The sequence below is a fragment of the Maribacter aquivivus genome (assembly GCF_900142175.1).
Taxonomy (GTDB): Bacteria; Bacteroidota; Bacteroidia; order Flavobacteriales; family Flavobacteriaceae; genus Maribacter; species Maribacter aquivivus.
This window is the reverse complement of record NZ_FQZX01000001.1, coordinates 2406384-2431341: the sequence shown is the minus strand read 5'-3', so window position 1 is coordinate 2431341 and position 24958 is coordinate 2406384. Positions and strand designations below refer to the sequence as shown.

Here is a 24958-nt window from a genome sequence, read left to right as displayed (position 1 = left end):
GATGCGAAAAAGCCTTTCTTCGTCTCTTCGTTGATAATGTACGAGAAGTCGTCTTCCTCGCCGTTCAAAGGGCGTCCTACATTGTAGATCTCTCCCCTTTCGTTCTTCAGGTCCGTTGCGAAGACATCAAGTCCCCCTAGTCCCGGATGCCCATCCGACGAAAAATATAATTTATCGCTCTTGGTCACGAACGGAAAGGTCTCCCTTGCCTCGGTATTGATTCGTTCTCCCAGGTTCAGTGGTGTACTAAAAGTACCGTCCTTATTGATATCCACAACGTAGATATCCGATTCCCCTTTCGTGCCGGGCATGTCCGAGGCGAAGTATAATTTCGTCTCGTCGTTGTTCAGTGTCGGGTGTGCTACCGAGTAGCTGTCCCCGTTGAAGGGCAGTTCTTCGATTTCGTTCCATTCGCCGTTTTCTTTGGTGGCCCTGTATATTTTTAATCTGCTCACTCCTTCCTCGTCCCTTTCGAACTTGCCTTCGTCGGAATTGTTACGTGTAAAGTACATCGTACTTCCGTCCTTGGTAAATGCCGTTGACGATTCATGGGTCTTCTTGTTCAATCTTTTGCTGAGCTTGTCTACATTGGTGAAATTTCCTTGGTCGTCCTGTTCAGCTTTGTACAGGTTCAAGAAAGAACCGTTGTTCCATCTATGGATGTTCTTCGTTAACAGTCCGCTGTCACGTGCCGTGGAGAACACCAACCCGTCTTCATAGAACGAGGGTGCAAAATCAGATACCTTCGAGTTCAGGCCTATGTTCTTCAGTTCGTACCTGCCAGAGCGTTCCTCGATCTGTTCCAAATAATCTTGGTTATCGCTATATAGTAATCCGCGTTGATCGTTCGATCTTGCGTTCTTGAACTTGTTCATCCAAGTGTCGGATTCCGTATAGTTTTCCAAAGATTTTAAGGTCTGTGCGTAGCGGTACATATATTCCGGGTCGATATCCGCCTGTTTCAGTGCGAACAGCTTGCCGTACCAGCTAGATGCCTCTTCATAGTTTGCGTTTAAATAGTTTGCGTTACCTAAATTCTTGTACACCTCTTCTTCGGTATACCCGTCCTTTACCAATTGCTCGTACGATTGTATCGCAGAGGCATAGCCATAGTTCGTGAATTTTGTATCCGCTTTTTTGATCTTCTTGTCCTGTGCGTTCGCCATCATAGCCATTACCGCCAAGCCACAAAAAATATATCCTGTTTTTTTCATGTCGTTTTTTATTAAAAGAATCTTGGGGTGATCACTCGTTTGTACTTGTTCAAGAACTCATATCTCAGCATGATCTCGAAAGAACCGTCGTTGAACCGTGTAGCTCCCAGGTCGGTCGTTTCCTTGTCATAGGCAAGACCCAGCATCAACTGGTCGTTCAGTTGAAAACCGAACAGTGCGCTCAATGCCGCGTCCCATCTGTACGCCGCTCCCAAAGAGAACTTGTCGTTGAAAAGGAAGTTCGCACTTAGGTCAACTTGTAACGGTGCTCCCTTTACTGCTTTTATCAGTGCCGCAGGCTTGAACTTTACGTTGTTCTTCAGATCGAACACATAGCCCGTGATCAAATAGAAGTTCATACGTTCCTGTGCGATAAGGCTGGAACTGTTCGTATCCGAACTGTCGAAATGCTCGGTCTGTAAAAAGTTCGGTACCGATAGTCCTGCATAGAACTGGTCCGTATGGTAATAGATGCCCGCTCCGAAGTTCGGCGAGAACTTGTTGTCTATGTTCGGTAGGTTGGTCTCCGCACCGTAGTTTCTTAGTTTCGTAAAGTCGACGTTGAACAGGTGTCCGCCCGCTTTTAGTCCGAACGACAGCTTGCCTTCTTCAGAGGTGTTCACCGTATAGCTGAACGCCGCATCGATATAGGTATCCTGGTTGGTTCCGTTACCGATCTCGTCGTTCACCACCGATAGCCCAAGGCCTACATGGTCCGATACCGGCGTATGGAAGTTAAGCGTCTGCGTCGTAGGTGCGCCGTCAAGCCCCACCCACTGCGAACGGTGCAGTGCCGCTATGCTCAATACCCCTCGGGAACCCGCATACGCTGGGTTCACCGATATCGTATTGTACATGTACTGTGTGTACTGCGCATCTTGTTGGGCGTAGCCGCATAGTACGACTGTAAGTATTAGTAAAATTGTGAAAATTAATCTTCTCATCTCTTTATCTTTTTTGGGGGATTTTTTTATCTGTTGATGTATAAATATCCGGACTTGTTTAAATTATCTCCGTTGTTTGTGAATCGTATAACATAAAAGTATACACCTACTGGTAACTCCGAATCGGTATTAATAGTTGCTCGACCACTAGATATACCGGTAAATACATTAGTACTATTATCATAACCTGACTTTTCGTATACAACTACTCCCCAACGGTTGTAAATCTGAACCGTATTATTAGGAAAGGATTCAATGTTTTCAATCCTAAAGAAATCATTAGTTCCATCATTATCTGGGGTGATTACTTCATTAGAAACTGCAATACCTGTCTCAACAACTTCTGCATTACAACCAGCTGATAAACTTGGCGCTCCACCAATTGAATCACATGGATCTAAAGGGTCTGTGCCCTCTTCAACCTCTTGACCATCAGGAATAGTATCTCCATCAGTATCTGCATTATTAGAATCCGTACCTAATGCATCTTCAACAGCAGTGGTTAATCCGTCACCATCACAATCACTTTCTGGTAAAGCAGTACCACCATCATGATCACAATCATCTAATGGGTTGGTATTATCTAATACCTCTTGCCCATCTAAAATACCATCACCATCGGTATCTGCTATATTTGGATCTGTACCTAACGATACTTCTTCATCTGTAGTTAAACCATCTTCATCACAATCTGATGTACCTAAAGGAGCACCTCCATTAGAATCACAATCGTTTAATGGGTCAGTACCGTCTTCAAATTCTTGACTATCAGAAACACCATCGCCATCCGTATCGGTATTGTAAGGGTCAGTACCGTTAGTCACTTCAGTACCATTATCAATTCCATCACCATCGCAATCGGCTGTTGCCCAAATTGCATTGGTAGCATCATATTCCGAATAGCCTATTTCTTGTGATGGACTACAAGGGTCTAAAGCATCTGAATCTGTAGCATCTGAAATGCCGTCACCATCAGTATCCGCATTATATGGATCAGTACCGTTGGTAACTTCCTCACTATTAGAGACACCATCATCATCGCAATCGGCTGCTGCCCAAATAGTATTAGTTGCATCATAAGCTGTATAACCTGCTTCTTGTACTGGGTCGCACGGATTTAATGCGTCAGCATCCGTATCATCTGGAACGCCATCACCATCCGTATCGGGATTATAAGGATTAGTACCGTTAGTCACTTCAGTACCATTATCAATTCCATCACCATCACAATCGGCTCCTGCCCAAATAGCATTACTAGCATCATAACCTACGTAACCAGCCACTTGTACTGGGTCACAAGGATTTAATGCATCATCATCTGTATCATCGGGAACACCATCACCATCGGTATCTGTATTGTACGGATCTGTACCATTAGTATCTTCATCACCATTCGTTACTCCATCATTATCACAATCGGCACTTGCCCAAATTGTATTGGAAGCGTCATATCCTGTGTAGCCAGCTGCTTGAACTGGGTCACAAGGATTTAATGCGTCATCATCCGTATCATCTGGAACTCCGTCGCCATCGGTATCTTCATTATATGGATCTGTGCCGTTGGTGTCTTCATCACCATTGGTAACATTATCGCCATCACAATCTGCTGCTGCCCAAATAGCATTAGTAGCATCATAACCTGTGTAACCGGCCGCTTGTACTGGGTCGCACGGATTTAATGCATCATCGTCTGTATCATCTGGAACGCCATCACCATCGGTATCTGTATTGTATGGATCTGTACCATTCGTATCTTCAGTTCCATTATCAACACCATCACCATCACAGTCAGCCGCAGTCCAAATTGTATTGGTTGCATCATATCCTGCATAACCTGCTGTTTGTATTGGATCACAAGGATTTAATGCGTCAGCATCCGTATCATCTGGAACTCCGTCGCCATCGGTATCTTCATTATAAGGGTCTGTACCATTGGTATCTTCTGTACCATTTGTCACATTATCACCATCGCAATCGGCTGCTGCCCAAATAGCATTAGTTGCATCATAACCTGTATAGCCTGCTGCTTGTGTTGGACTACATGGATCTAAAGCATCTAAATCTATATTGTCTGGAATACCATCACCATCGGTATCTGTATTGTATGGATCGGTACCGTTGGCATCTTCATCACCATTAAGTACACCATCATTATCACAATCTGCATTTGCCCAAATTGTATTGGAAGCGTCATAACCTGTATAACCGGCTGCTTGAGCTGGACTACAAGGATCTAAAGCATCTGAGTCTGTATTGTCTGGAACCCCGTCTCCATCAGTATCTGTATTATAAGGATCTGTACCGTTGGTAACTTCCATTCCATTTGTAATTCCATCACCATCACAATCGGCTGATGACCACATAGTATTACTTGGATCGTAACCAGTATAACCTGGATTTTGTATTGGTGTACAAGGATTAGTTCCTTCTTCATCTGCATTGTCAGGAACGCCATCACCATCTGTATCGGTATTATACGGGTCGGTACCATTAGCGGCTTCTACACCATTACTTGCTCCATCACCGTCACAATCTGCTGCTTGCCAAATGGCATCACTAGCATTATAACCTGTGTAACCAGCTACTTGAGCAGGATCACATGGATCAAATGGGTTATCATCTGTATCATCAGGAACACCATCACCATCGGTATCATTATTATATGGATCTGTTCCATTATTATCTTCTGCGGCATTCGTAATATTATCACCATCACAATCTGCTGCTGCCCAAATAGCGTTGCTAGCATCGTATCCTGTATAACCAGCTGCCTGAACTGGGTCACAAGGATCTAAAGGAGCAGCGTCTGTATCATCAGGCACTCCATCACCATCGGTATCAGTATTATATGGATCTGTACCATCGGAATCTTCATCATCATTAAGTACACCATCATTATCACAATCTGCATTTGCCCAAATTGTATTGGAAGCGTCATAACCTGTATAACCGGCTGCTTGAACCGGATCACATGGGTCTAAAGCATTATTGTCGGAATCATCTGGAATACCATCACCATCGGTATCTGTGTTGTATGGATCTGTACCATTAGTATCTTCATCACCATTAGTTACACCATCCCCATCACAATCTGCTGCTTGCCAAGTACCATTAGCTGCATCATAACCTGTGTAACCTGCTGCTTGCGTAGGGTCACATGGATCTAAACTATCTGTGCCATTTGTTAATTCGGTTTGATTATCTACACCATCTCCATCACAATCTGCTGTATTCCAAGCTGAACTTGGTGCTACTGTTGCACTAGTAATTACATACTCACATAAATCGTTAGGATCTGTAAAATCTGTTTTAACCTCTGTACCATCTGTTACTCCATCTCCATCGGAATCTGGATTTGTAGGATTTGTACCTGCTGCGGTTTCTTCATCTGTAGTTAAGCCATCATTATCACAATCGCTTGTTCCTAAAGGAGTACCGCCAACAGATTCACAATCATCTATTGGACTTGTACCATCTGTATTGACTTCTGTTCCGTCATTAATACCATCACCATCTGAATCTGGATTTGCTGGATCAGTACCTGCTGCTGCTTCCGCATCATTATCAAGTCCGTCACCATCACAATCATTAGTTCCCTGAGGTCTCCAATCTACATGTGTACTTGGTTCACATGGGTCATTAATAGTTGCTGCAGTTTCTGCTGCATCACATACATTATCACCATCACTATCAACACATTCAGGTGTTTCTACAGATAAAATTGCATCGTCACAAACTGTACCATTGCAAACTTGGTACACTATAGTTACTGTAGTGTTGTTTTCCGCATTCGTTGGTGTATAGGTAATTTCACCTGTAACTTGGTCAATAACTATTGTTCCTACTGCAGTACCTGTACCTAGGTCTGTAATTGTACTGCCAGGCAAAAAGTCATCATTAAATAAAACATTAATTGTCTTTGCTACTAATACAGTTGCTGTGGTATAATCATCATCTGCTGTAGGTGCAAAAGGGTTTGGATCGGTATCGTTAATATTACCATCACCATCACAATCTGCTGCTTGCCATATGGCATTAGTAGCATCATAACCCGTATAGCCTGCTGTTTGTGTAGGGTCACATGGATCAAGTGGGTCATTATCTGTATTATCAGGAACTCCATCACCGTCCGTATCAGTATTATAAGGGTCTGTACCATTGGTAACTTCTGTAGTATTATCTACTCCGTCACCATCACAATCTGCTGCTGCCCAAATAGCATTACTAGCATCATAACCTGTGTAACCAGTATCTTGAGATGGGTCGCATGGATTAAGAGCGTCAGTATCTATATCATCAGGAACACCATCACCATCAGTATCGGTATCATAAGGATCCGTTCCATTGGTTTCTTCTGTACCATTAGCAATTCCATCTCCATCACAATCTGCTGCTGCCCAAATAGCATTACTAGCGTCATAACTATCGTACCCAGCTGTTTGTGCAGGGTCGCAAGGGTCTAGTGGGTCATTATCCGTATTATCTGGAACACCATCACCATCGGTATCGGTATCATAAGGATCTGTACCATTAGTTTCTTCCGTTCCATTATCAATTCCGTCGCCATCACAGTCACCTGCTTGCCAAATCGAATTGTTAGCATCATAATTTGTGTAACCTTCTGCCTGTACAGGGTCACAAGGGTCTAGTGGGTCATTATCTGTATTATCAGGAACTCCGTCTCCATCGGTATCTGTGCCATATGGGTCAGTTCCGTTGGTATTTTCTGTACCATTATCAATTCCGTCTCCATCACAATCTGCTGCTTGCCAAATCGCATTAGTAGCATCATAACCTGTATACCCCTCGTCTTGTGCAGGGTCACATGGATTTAGGGCATCATTATCTGTATTATCCGAAACACCATCACCATCGGTATCAGTATTGTAAGGGTCAGTTCCATTAGTAACTTCTATACCATTGTCGACACCATCACTATCACAATCCGCATTTGCCCAAATGGCATTAGTAGCATCATAACCTGTATAACCAGCTGCTTGTGTAGGACTACAAGGGTCAAGTGGAGCTGTATCTGTATTATCTGGAACACCATCGCCATCCGTATCATTACTATATGGGTCAGTTCCATTAGTAACTTCGGTACCATTAGTAACACCGTCATTATCACAATCTGCTGCTGCCCAAATAGCATTAGAAGCATCATAACCTGTATAACCAGCTGCTTGTGTTGGAGAACATGGGTCTAATGGGGCTGAATCTATATTATCTGGAATACCATCACCATCAGTATCTGTATTATAAGGGTCTGTACCATTCGTATCTTCTGTACCATTGTCAACTCCGTCACTATCACAGTCTGCTGCTGACCAAAGAACGTTATTTGAATCATAACTAGTATAACCTGCTGTTTGCGAAGGGTCACATGGGTCTAAAGAATCTGTTCCATTGGTAACCTCTGTACCATTGTTAACTCCGTCACCATCGCAATCTGCTGCATTCCAAGCTGCACTTGGTGTTTCTGTTGCACTATCAATTTTATAACTACATAAATCTAGAGGGTCAGTACCATCTACAGTTATTTCCCAACCATCTTTTACTCCGTCTCCATCTGAATCCGGATTTGTAGGGTCTGTTCCTGCGGTAGCTTCCTCTGCTTCTGTTAGTCCGTCATTATCACAATCACTATTACTTAATGGTGTACCTCCGTTGGATTCACAATCATCTAGTGGATTTGTACCATCCGTATTAACTTCGGTACCATCATTTATACCATCACCATCACTATCGGCATCATTAGGATCTGTACCTGCAGATGCTTCTTCATCGTTTGTAAGTCCGTCATTATCACAATCATTAGTCCCTTGTGGTTGCCAATATGGGTCACTTGATGGTTGACAAGGGTCATTAATAGTCGCTGCACTTTCTGCTGCATCACAAACATTATCGCCATCAGAATCTATACAAGCAGGAATTTCTACATAAAATATTGCTGTGGCACATATCGAACCATTACAAACTCTATAATCTATAGAAACAGTTGAAAAATTCTCACTTATAGGCGCCGTATATGTAATCTCGCCTGTTGCATTATTAATTACTACAGTACCTGAAGCGGTACCTGTACCTAGGTCAGTAATTGTACTACCAACTAAAAAATCGTCATTATTTAAAACATTAAAGGTTTTAGCAATAGTTACACTTGCTGTGGTAAAATCATCTGTTGCCGTTGGCGCAAAAGGATTAGGGTCGGTATCGTTTAAATTTCCGTCATCGTCGCAATCTGCTGCTGCCCAAACCGCATAATTTTCATCTGTACTTTCACGATCGGTTGGTGTAGTTACCGAACAAGGATCTGCAGGATCTGTACCGTTTGCTATCTCTGTTCCATTATTTTCACCGTCACCATCGCAATCTAACGCATTCCAATTTGGGTCAACATTGGCAACTACTTGGTTCGCACTGTATGTACAAGCATCATTAGGGTCTGGATCTGTACTATCTGGATCACCATCGCCATCATCATCGCTATTTTCTATTGTAATTGTTTCTTCTAAATCATCTGCTGTTTCATTAGAATCTACTTGATCTTGTGTGTTTGAGACCGTATTTGTAACCGTAATTTCTCTTGTTGGTGATGCAATAGCAACTGGGGTAGCTACAATAGTTAAGGTTTGTTTTTCCCCACCTGTCATAGTACCTATGTTCCAGTTTGGAGAAGACCAAAAGCCAGAAGAAGGGGTTGCACTTGATAGCGTTAAACCAGTTGGTAAAACATCATTAATTACCACATTGGTAACATCAAAAACGCCTAAACTTTCTACGGTTATGGTAAAAGTAACGGACTCATCTTCGGAGTAAGTAAACTTATCTGCTGTTTTTGTTACTGCAATATCTGGATTACAATAATATATGTTGATGACATTGGAATCATAAAAACAACCACCTGAAGACACTTCTACAAAATAATCACCAATAGCAGTTGGAGTATAGGTTGCGGTATTTGCTCCTGGAATTAATTCACCATTTCTATACCATTGGTACGTATCAAAAGAATTAGTTAAGGTAATATCACTTCCTACACACCCGTCACCAGAGATAGTATAATCCACTACTGGCACAGTATCAAAACCAGAAAAATAACCACCAATACCCAAAGCGCCACTTAGTCCAACAACGCCTACGGCTATTGGCCCTGTAGATTCTACAGAAACATTACCTGTAACACCGGGTACATAAAAACTTTTCCAAGGTAAACCTGTTGCTTGTTGAGATGCAGGTAGGGTAACCACTCCTGTACCATCTGTTACAATAATATTACTATCTAAGGTTGTATTTGATGCAAGAATAGTTAAACCTCCGTCAATATCAACACCTACTAAATCCTCTATTTGAGCAATATTATTTAATTCATTTGGTAACAAACAATTTACAGGTGCTATAAAATTTAAACCTGTAGTAGCAACACTGCTACTACCGGCCAATGATTGGTAAGCATATACATTATTCGAAGTAGTAACTGTAAGATTACTGCCAGGTGTAGAACCAGAATAATTGGAGCCCGGTATTAAAAAATACTCCCCTTCATTAATTGTCGCTATTGGTGTTGTGGCACCATTTACAAAAATATCCGTACCATTAGCCGTACCTATTATAATTGGAAATTCTAACCGATCACTACCACCGCCTCTGATAAAAACATATTCACGCCCTAGAGATTCAATAGCAACCGGTTGATCTATACCTGCATCTTGTGCATTGGAACTTTCTACTACACCAACCAAGATATTACCATTACTAATAACGATATCTTGATCAGATAAAATATCGGCACCTAACCAACCATCTTTATTGGCATCTCCTAAATCACCTCTACTTTCTACTACATAACTTTGCCCTTTATTTAGCGAAACTGTAATAATATCATCAGTTAGACCTTGAACATTACCTCCTAATCTAAATTTGGTATCTGGGTTATAATCAGAGATAGTAACTGTTGTATTGTCTTCTGTTGCCATAATACCCAAAGTAGCATTATGAATATTTCTATTTCGTATTAAGGGTACGCCACCCCATTTAAAATGCTTTCCTCTTGCGGCTCTACCTTTAGAAGTTAACGAAGCACCTTGCGCTCCATTTCTACCTCTATAATTTACATAAAACTTTTCTCCATTTGGTGCTTCAAATCGAAGTCCGCTAGAACTTAGCACAAAGCCAACATTAGCCGCATTAACCATAGTTATATCGTTATTACCATTTGGCAAAACATATACATAAGGAGCAGTATTTGAAACACTTACCGTAGTAGGAGTTGTTGATGTTCCCTGATAGATATTAACATTAAAAGGCGTTGCTTCTGGTGTAGATAAATAAACTGCTTGATCATCCATATCAGTAGCTCTTTGTCTTAAAGGTGGCAAGTAATGGATGTCGCTTAGTTGGGCGTAAGATTCAATTATTGCAAATAGTATAAAAACAAAACTGAATATGGTTTTCTTTAATTTAAAATTCACGATAGTCATATTTATATTTTTGATATGATTTCTTTTACAGAAAATAGTTGGCTTAAGTTTTTTAAGACGCCATTACATTTTATGGGCTCCATTTCTTTTATTTCGAATAAAAGCATCACTAAACTTGTAAGAAAACAAGATTTTAAAGAAAATATCATATCGGGGGGTTAGTATCAATATTATGAGAGTCTATCAATTTTTACACGATTGGACTACAAAATATTTGTTATAATCACAAAGTTAATCGAAGGTTAAACCATGATACATTATTTGTTGTGAAATAGCTTTAGCTGTATGAGAATTGGTTAAAACTGTATGTCAAAATTTTTAAATTTTATGCATTTTATCGATAAAAGCCTACTAAAAGGGAGTTCACAAGAAAAATTTGATTTTAGGAATGTTCTAAAAAAGAGTCTTTTTAGTAAAAAGTCAACAAAAATAGGGGTCACAAGAGATAAAAATGTGATTTTACAATCATCAAAACCTTTGTAAGCAAGTGTAAAGTTCAGGCGGAGCTTAAATTAGTGAACCAAAAAAATTCCTACAAAATTTGCTTATAAAATTTCTGAGGCAAATCTCGTTTACAAAAAATAATTTCCTACAAATTTAAATATGATTTTTATCTAAAAAGCATGCACATCTTGATTGAAAATTTAACAAAACTGAAGCAGATAATTCAAACATTAATTATACAAAATGCTAACGATTATTAATATTATTTTCAATTTCAGTTAATTATTGTTGACCTTTATATACATATATAATACGTTTTTGGTATGAACACAGCAGAAGATAAATTAAGAGAACGTGTAAAGGAACTTACCTGTCTTTATGAGGTTACTTCTATTATAGTCAATTCTGATTATGATCAATTAGATGCCTCTCTTGAAGCTATTGCTTATTGTCTAAAAAGAGCTTGGCAATTTGAAAATGTTACGGAGGTCTTTCTAAAAACTGGCGATTTTCATGTACAGACCGATGATTATAAACACGACATGGTCACTTTGGTGTCTAAAATTAAAGTTTTTAACAAGGTTGAGGGGGAGGTAATGGTAGGCTACCCTTCAAATAAATATACCCTTGACGATTTTTTAGTTGAAGAACAGACCTTACTAAATAACGTAGCTTTAGATATTGGTAATCTTATTGAACGTAAACAGATTCGTGATAGCGAAGCCATTACCCGAAGAAAGATGGAACGTACAGACCGCTTGCATATTCTTGGCGAAATTACCGCAGGCATTGCTCATGAATTAAACACTCCCCTTGCCAATATTCTTGGTTTTGCTGAATTATTAACAGATAAGATTACTGACAAAGAGACCGTTAGAGACCTCGAAAAAATAATGGACAGTGCCATTTTTAGTCGAGAGATTGTTAAAAAACTAATGTTCTTTGCTTGTGAAATGCCACAAGAAATGAAAAGGGTACAGCTTATACCTATTGTTACCAGTGTTATAAAACTACTTGAACCTTCTTTACGGTCTAAGAATTTAAAACTAACTAAAGCTTTTGATAATGAAAATATTGAACTTAGGGTAGATACAGTACAGCTGACTCAGGTATTATTTAATTTAATAATGAATGCCATTTACTATTCTCCCAAGGGTAGCACTATTACCGTACATGTTTTAGAAACCGAAAGTCATATAAGTATTGAAATTTCTGATGAAGGTAATGGCATACCTCAAGAATTAGAAGATAAAGTATTTGAGCCTTTTTTTACTACCAAACCTATTGGCGAAGGTTCTGGTTTAGGACTCAGTGTTGTTCACGGAATTATCACCAGCCACAAAGGCAAAATTGAGCACAAAAGTAATACACCGAAAGGGACTATATTTACCGTTGATTTTCCTAAATTGTAATTGATGGATCTGCGCAAAGAGAACATTCTTATAGTTGATGATGACATAGATATTCTAGAGCTTTTACAAAGGCATCTACAATCTATGGATTATCATACTTATAAAGCAGTTTCTGTAAAAGAAGCATTGTTTATATTAAAGGATACGTTCATTGACCTGCTCATTACCGATATACAAATGCCCGAAATAGACGGACTCCAATTATTGAAATTCGCAAATGAGCATTATCCTGAAATTCCGAAACTTGTGGTTACCGGTTACCCCTCTGTTGAAGGTACTTTAGAAGTTATAAAATCTGGAGCCACAGATTATTTGACCAAACCCTTCACCAAATTAGAACTTAAAGAAGCGGTAGAAAAAGCGCTAAAGCAAAATACATCACGTAAAAAATTAGTACCAAAAGCCGTAAATCAAAAGCCAAATATCTATGCTGATATGGTTGGCGAATCTGAAGCATTTAAAAAGGTCACCAATATTATTGAACGCGTAAAAGATAACAAAGCAACTGTTATAGTTACTGGCGAAAGTGGTACAGGTAAAGAGTTAGTAGCAAGGGCTATTCACTATTCGGGCAAGTTTTCTCGAGAACCTTTCATTGCGGTCAACTGCGCTGCAATACCAGAAAATCTTCAAGAAGCAGAGCTTTTCGGATATATTAAAGGAGCCTTTACAGGAGCAAATGAAAATAGAAATGGTTTCTTTCAAGCAGCAAAAGGAGGCACCTTATTTTTAGATGAAATTGGCACAGCCTCATTAGCCGTGCAGACCAAATTACTGCGCGCGCTTCAAGAAAAAGAAATTACTAGAGTAGGCTCTCAAAAAATTGAGAAAGTAGATATTAGAATTATTGCGGCTACCAATGCCAATTTAAGAGAAGAAATTAGGAACAATACTTTTAGAGAAGATCTGTATTATAGATTAACCGTGGTAGAAATCAATGTTCCTCCCCTACGCGAACGTAAATCTGACATTGCACTATTAACAGAAAAATTTCTACGTAAATATGGCATTGAATTTAAAGATCGATTGTTACGTATTTCTCCTGAGGCTTTACAAATTCTTCAACGCTACAACTGGCCCGGTAACATTAGAGAGCTTGAAAATGTAATACAGCGTGCAGTAATTATGGCCGATGGTAGTATTGAAGTGAAAGACTTGCCAGATTTTTTAAAGTATCAAATTGATTTTTCTGATAATGAGCTGCGTCCGCTTCGTGATATAGAGAAAGAATATGTTCAGCGTGTTTTGAATCATACAGATGGTAACAAAACCAAAGCAGCCGAAATTCTTCAAATAGACCGCAAAACCTTGCGTGAAAAACTGAAATAGTACCGGGTAATATTTCCCCGGCCGAGAAATATTTCCCCAGTTAAATATTTCCTTTTAAAATTCTAAGTTATTATTTAATACTGATTTCCAATACTTTACATGTCTTGGCACGCATTTGATATTTTCTAGGCATATCAATTGCTATTTAGAACTCGATTACGTAAACCACTAAAAATCTATACCAAAAGATTAAAAGTAGTAGACGTAAGATGTAGAATTTTAAATAGTAACAAATGAAATACGGCAGTTTAGTTTTTGAGGAAAGTGAATTTTTGATGATTAAAAAATATCAAGAAGAGAATGTAACCTTTGAAGACTATGCACACAAAAATGTGTTAGAAATTCTAAGTCAGCATATGACTATAGCCATGCGTTTAAAGGCAGAAGATATTCCGTTCGACATTATTACTATAAACTCTATTATAAAAGTTAGCGGCGCTTCTGGCATTCGTCAAACTTTTCAAATAGTATCGCCAAATGAAATAGATATAAAACAAAATAAAATTTCTGTCATCAGCAGTTTAGGTGCGTTGGTAATAGGGCGTGCCGTTGGAGATAGAATTTCTTATGGATTACCTGGTGACCGTGTGTCTTTAGTAATCACAAAAGTTACCCAACCAAACTCAGCCAACAAAAACACTACCGAAGTAATTGAAACCAAAAAAGTTAAAATTCATTAATTCTAAATTATTCAGTTATGTTAAAATACGCAATTACCTTATTATTTTCAGTAAGTCTATTAAACGCACAAAGCAACGACACTAGCCAAACCGAGGTTAACGTTGGCGATGTTTTTGAAATAGGAAAACCTGTAACGAATAAATACAAACACATAGATTTCCCTAGAGAAAACTTCATTATTAAACGCGGTGGCATAGCCAATTATAGGCGGGCTCACGGCGAAGAAGTTGTAGTAACTGCCGTTAAGGAGTTGAAAGACGGTACAACACAAATTAAAATAAAACGCAATGACGGTGGTCGTTTCTTTAACAGTCATACTGTAGTTACAGCAGACTATAAAGATGCCATTACCTCTGGCGAATTACAAGCTCTATAATTTTTTTTAGTTGATTGATAATCCACTTGGTCTCTATAAATAAGTTGGCTGATTTATTAAGAGTCAACCAAGTGGATTTCCTAACAAAAAATGCTACAGTATAATCACAAAACAAAACCCATGTTCACAAAACTTAAAACACCGCAAAGATTGCATACTGGCTTTATATTGGTCATCGCATTTTTATTGGTTTTGGGTTCTAATAGATTATACCATAGACATTTTTCTACCCTACAGAACACGGTAAACTCTGTGTATGAAGACAGGGTTAAAGTTCAAGGTTACATATATCAACTGAACAATATTTTTCATTCAAAGAGGCTTCGGTTCATTACTGAAGATAATTTTACCCCAGTAGCAACTGAAAATGAAAAAGCAGAAAAATTACTTTCTCAATTTGCGCTTACAGAACTAACTGCAAAAGAGTATAGTGCACTTAACCAATTGAGCACACAATTTCAAAAGCTAAAAATATTTGAAAACAAGGTATTGGAATCTCAAGATAATCTTATCAATGGGGTTACCATTCTATCACTACAAACACTAAAGGAAATAGATAATAAATTAGATGTACTGGCAACAATACAATTAGAAGAAAGTAAGCAAATGACGCAGCTATCTAATAAAGCTTTAGAAAGCAACTTACTCATGTCTAAACTATCACTTGGCTTTTTAATACTTATTGGTCTAGCCCTATTGGCATTGATTTTTTATCCCTTAAAAACGAAACAACCCGTCCTTGATTAAGGGACAATTAAATACATCTTAATATGAGCTCGATGAAAAATTATATGCGGAGCATATGCTCAACTTGTACCCACGCCGCTTACTGTTCTTTAACAAAAGATAAGAATAGCATTTATGCGTGTAGCGAATATTTTCATTTTTTAGATAGCACCAACGAACCCGTATTGGTAATATCTAATGAAATGTCTAGTAGTGAATTAAATAGAGAATTAGTCTTAAACTAAATATAATGATAGCAAAAGTAGCATCTAAAAAAGCACCTAAACAAGGTATGCTTGAAAACGTAATGCGACAATTTGATAATGCCGCAGACATTATTGATCTAAACACCAATATTAGAAAAATATTAGAGGTGACCAATAATGAAATAGTTGTTCATTTTCCTGTGCGGATGGATAATGGTGAGGTTGAAATTTTTACTGGCTACCGTGTTCAGCATAACAATGCGCTGGGACCATATAAGGGCGGACTACGCTACCACCCTACCGTTGATATTGATGCTGCAAAAGCATTAGCAATGTGGATGACTTGGAAAACCTCTTTAGCAGGTTTACCCTATGGTGGTGCAAAAGGTGGTATTCAATTAGACCCTAACAAATATTCTAATTCTGAGTTAGAGCGTATTACTAGAAGGTTTACGTATGCACTGGGCGATAATATTGGTCCGGAGTTAGATATTCCTGCTCCTGATGTAAATACCAATCCGCAGACGATGGCATGGATTCTTGACACATATATGTCTACCAAATCGCCTGCAGAGAGGTCTACCAACATGCACGTAGTTACGGGTAAACCTGTAGGTGCCGGTGGCTCAAAAGGTAGAGACAGAGCTACTGGTTTCGGCGTATTTCTAACCATTAAGTTTTGGGCAGAAAGTCATAATGTAGATTTAAAGGACAAAAAATTTATAGTACAAGGTTTTGGTAATGTTGGGTATTGGGCAGCCTATTTCTTAGTGAAGGAAGGTGCTATTTTAACAGCTGTACAAGATGCCTATGGTAGTATCGCAAATGAAGAAGGTATAGATGTAGATCAATTATTAGATTATTCTAAAGGTAATAAGGGCAGTATACTAGGCTATGCAAAGGCAAGAACAATAGATAGTAAAGATTTCTTTTCGCTAGACTGTGATATTTGTATACCAGCAGCATTAGGCAACCAGATTACACCTAAAAATGCCAATAAGATAAAAGCGTATTTAATTGCCGAAGGTGCTAACGGACCAACCGATGTAGATGCCGAAGAAATTCTATTGAAAAAAGGTATCGATATTATACCTGATATCCTTTGTAATTCTGGCGGAGTGATCGGTAGTTATTTTGAATGGTTACAGAACCGTAATGGCGAAATATGGACTTTAGATGAAGTGATGGTGAAATTAGAAAAGAAAATGAAAGAGTCTTTTACCACTGTTCTAGAAACATCTAAAAAGAGAAAAGTAGATATGCGTACGGCAGCATTTATAATTGCCATTGAGCGATTAGAAGAAGCATATGTACAACGTGGTATTTTCCCTTGATAAATAATACAGTATTTAAACAATGATAGTGATTTTTAAAAGTATGTACTGCATACTGCCACAATAGGCGCGGTCGAAATTATTTACAAACTAGCCAATGTTATCAGCTGCGCTTAAAATGGTAATGAACTATACTTAAAAACTCATATCTCAATAAAAGAATTAGAAAATGAAGTACGGCAATCTGGTTATAGAGAAAAAAGAATACGTGGTGCTTAAAAGGTTCATGAACCTATCAGGCTACTATAAAGATGATACATTACGTAAATCTGTACAAAAACTGGTTGGTGAATTAGAGACTGCTATCATCTGCGATGCATCAGAAATGTATGAAGATGTTATTCGGTTTAACACCACGGTCACTATCGTATCTGAAAATGGTTGGCATAAGAAATTTAAGTTGGTGATGCCTACTGACAGTGATATTAAAAATGATAAAATATCTATACTTACCCCAATGGGTGCTGCGGTTATTGGGTACAGCGAAGGTGATGCCATTGTGTGGGAATTTCCATCCGGAGAACAAAAATTAACCATAGAAAAAGTAGAACAAGAGAATGAGTATATGAACATAAATATGGTACTATGATCGCATCTAAACATTTTTATCCGCATGAATCAGACAAAAGAATCATGATGAAAAAAGATCGATTAGAAATTAATAATTGGACAGATGAGCTAGAGTTTTTAAATAAGGAAATCGAATTCTATTTAGACATTGAAGACAGCATGATACATAGCTCGAAATTGTACCAAGAGCTACATGGCATACGCAGAGAAAATGCATTGATGCTGGCGGCGCTATACCGTTATGATAATGCTGTAAGCAAATCTATAGAATGTGACACTATAGCATGCGATGCCTATTATCTAAACCATCATGAAAAGAAGAGAGATGCTTACCTATCGCTAATTGAAAATTACAGAAGTCTGAAAATAAAAATATTATCTCAAATACTCATAAATGCAAGAAGTTAAGTGAATTAGAAACTACCATTACATACCAAACCTAACCAAACCACCTAAAACATCCCGTCATGGAAAATAGAATACTATTACCAACAGATTTCTCAAAGAACTCATGGAACGCTATAAAGTATGCCATAAAACTCTTTGAAAATAAAAAGTGTACTTTTTACATTTTGCATGCCTATTCTAAAGAAACCCATGGCTTAGATAATTTAACCTTATTAGATCCCGATGAAGCTTTTAATAAATTGTCTGAATTAAGATCAAGACAAGGTTTGGGTGATATATTGATACAGTTATCCAGATTTAAGAATAATGAAAATCACGAATTTCATGTAGTATCAGAATCTACCTTGCTATTAGATGCTGTAAAAAACCTCAATGAAAAACTTCATTTTAAAATGATTGTTATGGGTGCAAAAGGCATTACTAACAAGAAAGGAGAATCGTACGGCAGACAAACTCTCGACATTTTAAAACAAATTAGAAAATGCCCCATTTTAGTAGTGCCTGCAAAAGTAGATTTCAATCACCCAAAAGAAATTGTACTCACTACTAATTTCAACACTAAAATTAAATCATCTGAAATTAAATATTTGGTTGAAATTGCCAAATTAAGCAATGCCAACATACAGGTATTGAGTCTAACACAACCTAATAAACTGAGCTTCTCTCAAAAACGAAATAAAGTATTTATTCGTAGTCAGCTCAAAGGCGTAGAATACAAGTTTAACACGTTACGTAATGTAAAAATGGCAATTGCCTTAAGTTGCTTTGTTGAGATTAGAGCCTCTAATATGATCAGTTATGTAGATAAAAAACCTTCTTTTTGGGAACGTCTTGGATTTGGCAAATTATCATTGAGTAAGTTGGGTTACTACGCAAATGTACCAGTATTGGCACTGCATGCCAAATAGGTTTTTTAAGCTCACATTCGTCGTTTCTGGTTATTGCATATCGTACCTTTGTACCGCAAAAATGATCAAGGACTATGAACGACGATTTTCACAGATTACTATATAACTACCTTGTAGAAAGCGGACTAAGCGAAACTGCGGCATCGTATTTAAACCTTGCCATTTTATTAGTTATTGCACTAGTAGTTGCTTATTTCTTAGATCTTATAATTTGGAAAGTACTGCGGTCAGTATCGCTAAAACTAGCACGAAAATCTAAAACTAATTTTGATAATTTTCTAGTAGCTAATAGAGTACCAAGGTATGTTGCCCATATTATACCGTTGAGCATGTTGGTAGAACTTGTGCCCTTTGGTTTTATTGGTTTTGATTATGCCGCACAAATGGTCTTAAAATTTTTAAATGTACTATTTGTAATTCTTGCCCTTTACCTAGTAAAAAATATATTTAGAAGTATAAATGATTATTTAAAGACCAAATCAAGGTTTAGAGATAAACCTATGGATAGTTACATACAGGTATTCATGATCTTCGCTTGGGTAGTGGGTATTTTTACCATATTCGCCATTATAACAGAAATACAGGTTTGGAAGTTCTTTACCGCCCTTGGTGCAGGTTCAGCCGTAATACTATTAATATTTAAAGATTCTATTCTTGGTCTGGTCGCAAGTATTCAAGTGAGTATCAATGATATGGTTCGTATTGGTGATTGGATCAGTTTTGACAAATTTGGTGCCGATGGTAATGTGGTCGAAATAACTCTTGCAACTGTAAAAGTCCAAAATTTTGATAATACGATTACCACCATACCTACCTATGCGTTGATATCAGATTCTTTTAAAAATTGGCGCGGAATGCAAGAATCTGGAGGAAGGCGTATAAAACGTGCCCTGATCATTAGTCAAAAAAGCATTCGTTTTCTGTCGGATGCAGATATCGAAGAATTTCAAAAAATACAATTAATTCAACCGTATTTAAATACACGATCAGAACAGATCAATACGTACAATACAGCAAATAATATTGACAAAGAGCTTGCTATAAATGGCAGAAATTTGACCAATATTGGTGTGTTCAGAAAATATGTAAACGACTATCTGCAAAGTCATTCTGCTGTAAATAAAGGTATGACCTTAATGGTTCGCCAATTAGCACCAACACCACAAGGTATACCTTTAGAGGTATATGCCTTTAGCTCTGACAAACGTTGGGAGAATTACGAGTACGTAATGGCAGACATCTTTGACCATCTACTAGCTGCCCTACCCTATTTTCAATTACAGGTGTATGAAATACCTGTACCTTCAATTTCCGGTGAAAATTAATTTTTTTATGGTGATATAATATTGGATAAAATCTTTTCAAAAGCCCATGGCAATTGAATTTCAAAAGAATGGTTTATCTTTCTTTATTATAATACCTATTGCACATATTTATGTGTTAGGTAGTAATTAAAATAAACCTCATAATCTTATTTGATAGAATAATGTATATTTACCATTAAAAACAATAAACACCTAATAATCAGGATGTTTTTATTTGATTCTTATTTGACGAATGACAGAAATTGAACTAAAATCACTTATTAAAGAACTAGTAAGTTACTCTCAAGAAACAGAATGGCTTGAGTTTAAACTAAACTTTCATTCCAACGAAGAAATAGGAGAAAGAATATCAGCTTTAGCTAATGGAGCCTGCCTTAGTAAGAAACAATATGGCTTTCTAATTTTTGGAGTTGAAGATAAGACGCATAACATCAAAGGAACTACTTTTAAAGTTAAATCAGCTACTAAAGGAAAAGAAGAATTAGAAAATTGGTTAATTCAAAGGTTAGACCCTAAAATTGATTTTAAAACTTATGAATTTGAATATTCAAAAGGTATAAATATTAGTATGTATGTAATTCCTGCAGCAGTAAATAGACCTGTTAAATTTACTAATCAAGCATATATTAGAATAGGTAGTTACACCAGGTTACTTAAAGAATTTCCTGAAAAGGAATCAAAAATTTGGAATCGAAAAGATAATATCAAATTTGAACTTCAATTAGCTAAAGAGAATATCGATGCTGACACTGTTGTTTCTCTTTTAGATACTCAATCGTATTTTGATTTATTAAAACTACCATACCCTTCAAATAGACAAGGAGTTATTGATAAGTTTATTTCAGAAAAATTAATCATAAAAAAAGCACCTAAATTTTCCATTACAAATTTAGGCGCAATACTATTTGCTAAAAATCTAGAAGATTTTCCTGACTTAAAAAGAAAAGCAATTAGAGTTATTGTTTATAAACATAAAAACAAAATTGAAACTGTTAGAGAACAGATTGGAGGAAAAGGTTACGTTTCAGGGTATCAAGGATTAATAGACTGGGTAAATAGCCAATTGCCAGCTAATGAAGAAATAGGAAAAGCATTTAGAGATGATAAAAGAATGTACCCTGAAATTGCAGTTCGTGAATTATTGGCAAATGCTATAATTCATCAAGATTTTGAAGAAAAAGGTTTTCCAATGGTTGAAATATTTTCTGATAGGATTGAAATTACTAATCCAGGAATACCTCTTATTACACCTGAACGCTTTATTGATGAATATCAATCAAGAAATGACGCGCTCGCAGATTTAATGAGGAGGTTAGGTATTTGTGAAGAGAAAGGAAGCGGAATTGATAAAGTAATTTTCTATAATGAAATGTATCAATTACCAGCTCCTGATATTTTAATTCAAGAAAAGCACACAAAAGTTATAATGTACTCCTACAAGACTCTAAATCAAATGGATAAAAAAGACAAAATAAGAGCTTGTTATCAGCATTGTTGTTTAAAATATGTCTCTAATGATAAAATGACCAATCAATCTTTACGAGATAGGTTTATGATAGAAAGTAAGAATGCCGCAATTGCATCAAGAATAATTAAAGAAGCACTAAAAGAAAATGTTATAAAAGAAGATGATCCAGAAAGTAACTCAAGAAAGTATAAAAAATACATACCTTTTTGGGCATAATTCTTATTTGATGGTTATTTGATAGTTACAAAACTAAAAACCATCAACTATCTGATAAACAAACACATCTTATTTGACAAAATAAATAACTACTACCAACAATGGCTAAAATCAATACGGGTTTTGGTGTTTAAGTCAAAGTTTAGTGTGTTTTTATAAAGTCCACCAAATCTTTTGATTTGGCTTTAATTGAAAATTGTATCTTTCTTTGGTGATAATACCGCTGCACATGTTTTTGTGTTGGTTGTTATTAAAGAACTCTCATGCTAAAAGAAACATTCACAGCACTTCTGCTAAAATATACAGGCGATGAGCGTTTGATAAATGTTCTATGGACAGAAATAGAGAAAAACTACTCTGGCAAAAAAAGACATTATCATACATTACAACATCTTGACAATTTATTATCTCAGCTAACTATTGTAAAGGGAGAAATAAAGAACTGGGAAACGATTTTATTCACACTCTATTACCACGACATAATTTACAATTCTACAAAATCAGACAACGAAGAAAAAAGTGCTGAACTCGCGGAAAAACGTATGAAAGAGATTTCTGTTTCTAGCGACATTATTAATCAATGCAAAAAACAAATTTCAACTACCAAATCGCACCATAAATCAATCGACAGCGATACTAACTATTTTACAGATGCCGACCTTTCTGTATTAGGTCAAAGTTGGGAAACATACGATCTATACTACAAAAATGTTAGAAAGGAATATGCTATCTATCCCGCATTCATTTATAATCCTGGGCGTAAAAAAGTTCTAAATCATTTTTTGTCGATGGACAGAATATTTAAAACTGACTTTTTTTATAACAAGTTTGAAACACAAGCTAAACAGAACTTACAACGGGAATTGCAATCGCAATAATAAATGTAAAAAGAACATATGATTAACTTCTATCTAAAAGCAAAACATTGGCAACTATTCATTTTAATGTTGGGTATTCCGTTAATTTACCAACTATTTATTGTGTCTCAGTTATTTGGACCACAAACACATCCGAGTCCGATTTCAGAAAGTGGAACTGGTGTAACTGAAGTTCTAAACGACAACATCTTTTATTTTGACTTCTTCCCGTATATAATGATTTTATATGTCATCATGTTTTTCGATTGGTTTTGGTCTATCGCAATCGGACTTCAAAAAAATATTCCTTCAGAAATTAAAATGAAGGTTGAAAAATTTAAAATTTTATTCTTCATACCCCTTATCTATATCATATCTATAATGCTTTTAATGGCCGGACTATTTTCTGGAACTGAAATTAATAGTTTCTCACTTATCGGTTGGCCTTTGTACATTATTGTACTGCTCCATTTATTCTCCATGTTCTGTATATTTTACTCCATGTATTTTGTGGCCAAAACAATTAAAACTGCCGAATTTAAAAGGAAAGTAGACTTTGGAGATTTTGCCGGAGAGTTTTTTCTCTTATGGTTTTATTTTATTGGCGTGTGGATTATTCAACCAAAAGTCAATAAACTTTACAAAGATGAAAATACTGCAATTAACAATAGTCAAACACACCAGTAATGAATAAAAAGAATCTATCTGAACTAACAGATGAAGAATTAAAAGTTGAAAAAAAGAAACTAAAAAAGTCTAAAATTATTAATGCATTTGTAATTGGGTTTCTTGCTAGCATAATAGCTATCGGAATTGTTTCTTCAATTTACGGGAAAAATTATACAGTTCTTATTCCGTTAATATTTCCTATCTATTTTATTTATCGAATAGTTAGCAACTCTACTAAAAATGATGAATTGCAAGCGTTATTGAGAAAGCGCAACATTTAAATTAAAATTATTTTTGATTGGTAAAAAAAGCTAAAATATTAACTATAATATTTCATTCTATAATCGTCATTGCTGCTGGACATGGTATGGGAATAATGCTCATGTTGGACTTAGTAAGTATTCCGTCTATAATAAAGAATGGATTTGAACTAAACTTAACCAACGAATATGAAAGTCGATTTTTAATAACTGGCTCAATATCGATGATTGGAAAAATAGTATTGATAGTAAGTCTTTTTTCAAAGTCAATTCTAATCAAAAATATATTAGTTATACAAGGGATAATACTACTCTTAATTTCATTTGGAGTACTAACAATTGGTGATTGGTTTTATGAATCCCTATTTATAATTTCATTCTGTTCTGGCATACCTTTTCTAATGTATTCAGGAAGAGTAACATATTTAATGATTAAACAGAATAAGTAAAAACTAAAATGAAAAACAAACTCTCTATCATACTATTACTTCTTTTAACAGCACTCTCTTGCAAAACAATTGAAAAGGAAATTGATTCTAATAATACCATCAATATTGAATGGACGTCAGAATTAAAAGGAGACTTTTCTTTTAAAGAAAATTGGAGTTATAAAGAAGGAGTTTATAAAAACAGTCATGGTCAATTAAGCTGCGACGGCAGTTGCCCTGTAGCAATTGACAGAATGAAAGATAATACCGGTAAAATTTACAAAGATTCGTTACAAGCATTTTATAAGATAATAGATACTACTCACGTATACCATTCATTAAAGTCAGAAAATAGAATGTATGAATATTCAGGTACAAATTATATTGAGTTCAAGAAACTAAAGAATGGAACTATAAAAGGAGAATCTCAAAGCAACGTTTCTACACACAGCAATTTAATTATAGAACTAAAAAACGACTCTTGTACTGCTTCTGTCTATTTCAACAGTATAAGAGATTTAGGGATTAATACTTTCCCTTTAAAAAGCGGAACTATTAAAATAGACGAAGCACTATATGAAAGCGGAATTATAAAAGCTGTGTTTGATTTTAAGTTTATAAATATTTTAGAAACAGATAATCAGTTATACTGGAAAGGGAATATTTACAGCAAAATAATTACCGAATAAAAAGTACGAATACA

General features: G+C 36.5%; 17 protein-coding genes and 1 pseudogene. 15 read left to right on the top strand and 3 right to left on the bottom strand.

Going from position 1 to position 24958, the window contains the following annotated elements; all coding sequences use genetic code 11:
- The 3 genes and pseudogenes from BUC31_RS10275 to BUC31_RS10265 all read right to left on the bottom strand — a co-directional run.
- Positions 1-1214, bottom strand: a pseudogene (locus BUC31_RS10275) (PD40 domain-containing protein); the annotation flags it as partial.
- 11 nt (positions 1215-1225) lie between these two features.
- Positions 1226-2158 (bottom strand): PorP/SprF family type IX secretion system membrane protein, encoded by a 933-nt coding sequence (locus BUC31_RS10270; protein WP_073243657.1) that lies wholly within the window; start codon positions 2156-2158, stop codon positions 1226-1228.
- Positions 2159-2184: 26 nt separating this feature from the next.
- Entirely contained in the window at positions 2185-10629 is an 8445-nt protein-coding gene (locus tag BUC31_RS10265; RefSeq protein WP_170861944.1) for a T9SS type B sorting domain-containing protein, read from the bottom strand.
- Positions 10630-11405: 776 nt separating this feature from the next.
- Here BUC31_RS10265 and BUC31_RS10260 point away from each other — a divergent pair.
- The 15 genes from BUC31_RS10260 to BUC31_RS10180 all read left to right on the top strand — a co-directional run bounded on the left by BUC31_RS10260 (position 11406) and on the right by BUC31_RS10180 (position 24944).
- Positions 11406-12494: a sensor histidine kinase gene (locus BUC31_RS10260; RefSeq protein ID WP_073243653.1), complete on the top strand. Its 1089-nt coding sequence runs from the start codon at positions 11406-11408 to the stop codon at positions 12492-12494.
- Between the two features lie 3 nt (positions 12495-12497).
- A complete protein-coding gene (locus BUC31_RS10255) occupies positions 12498-13823 on the top strand; it encodes a sigma-54-dependent transcriptional regulator (protein WP_073243651.1) in 1326 nt (441 codons plus the stop codon).
- Positions 13824-14056: 233 nt separating this feature from the next.
- Positions 14057-14503, top strand: a complete 447-nt coding sequence (locus BUC31_RS10250) for a GreA/GreB family elongation factor (protein WP_073243649.1) — start codon at positions 14057-14059, stop codon at positions 14501-14503.
- Positions 14504-14520: 17 nt separating this feature from the next.
- Entirely contained in the window at positions 14521-14880 is a 360-nt protein-coding gene (locus BUC31_RS10245; protein ID WP_073243647.1) for a hypothetical protein, read from the top strand.
- A 120-nt stretch (positions 14881-15000) separates the two neighbouring features.
- Complete coding sequence (locus tag BUC31_RS10240) at positions 15001-15627, top strand: MCP four helix bundle domain-containing protein (RefSeq protein WP_139251925.1); 627 nt, start codon at positions 15001-15003, stop codon at positions 15625-15627.
- A 229-nt stretch (positions 15628-15856) separates the two neighbouring features.
- Entirely contained in the window at positions 15857-17146 is a 1290-nt protein-coding gene (locus tag BUC31_RS10230; protein WP_073243640.1) for a Glu/Leu/Phe/Val family dehydrogenase, read from the top strand.
- 169 nt (positions 17147-17315) lie between these two features.
- Positions 17316-17735: a GreA/GreB family elongation factor gene (locus BUC31_RS10225; RefSeq protein WP_073243638.1), complete on the top strand. Its 420-nt coding sequence runs from the start codon at positions 17316-17318 to the stop codon at positions 17733-17735.
- Complete coding sequence (locus BUC31_RS10220; RefSeq protein ID WP_139251924.1) at positions 17732-18124, top strand: hypothetical protein; 393 nt, start codon at positions 17732-17734, stop codon at positions 18122-18124. The genes BUC31_RS10225 and BUC31_RS10220 overlap by 4 nt, the downstream gene beginning before the upstream one ends.
- A 59-nt stretch (positions 18125-18183) precedes the next feature.
- Positions 18184-19032 carry a universal stress protein gene (locus BUC31_RS10215; RefSeq protein ID WP_073243634.1) on the top strand — a complete coding sequence of 283 codons (849 nt, stop codon included), beginning with the start codon at positions 18184-18186 and terminating at the stop codon, positions 19030-19032.
- Positions 19033-19106: 74 nt separating this feature from the next.
- Positions 19107-20357: a mechanosensitive ion channel family protein gene (locus tag BUC31_RS10210; protein WP_073243632.1), complete on the top strand. Its 1251-nt coding sequence runs from the start codon at positions 19107-19109 to the stop codon at positions 20355-20357.
- Between the two features lie 232 nt (positions 20358-20589).
- Complete coding sequence (locus tag BUC31_RS10205; protein ID WP_073243630.1) at positions 20590-22041, top strand: ATP-binding protein; 1452 nt, start codon at positions 20590-20592, stop codon at positions 22039-22041.
- A gap of 263 nt (positions 22042-22304) precedes the next feature.
- Positions 22305-22919, top strand: a complete 615-nt coding sequence (locus BUC31_RS10200) for an HD domain-containing protein (RefSeq protein ID WP_073243628.1) — start codon at positions 22305-22307, stop codon at positions 22917-22919.
- A gap of 18 nt (positions 22920-22937) precedes the next feature.
- A complete protein-coding gene (locus BUC31_RS10195; RefSeq protein ID WP_073243626.1) occupies positions 22938-23585 on the top strand; it encodes a hypothetical protein in 648 nt (215 codons plus the stop codon).
- Positions 23585-23848 carry a hypothetical protein gene (locus BUC31_RS10190; RefSeq protein WP_073243624.1) on the top strand — a complete coding sequence of 88 codons (264 nt, stop codon included), beginning with the start codon at positions 23585-23587 and terminating at the stop codon, positions 23846-23848. The genes BUC31_RS10195 and BUC31_RS10190 overlap by 1 nt, the downstream gene beginning before the upstream one ends.
- A gap of 436 nt (positions 23849-24284) precedes the next feature.
- A complete protein-coding gene (locus BUC31_RS10180; protein WP_073243620.1) occupies positions 24285-24944 on the top strand; it encodes a hypothetical protein in 660 nt (219 codons plus the stop codon).
- Positions 24945-24958 lie beyond the last annotated feature (14 nt).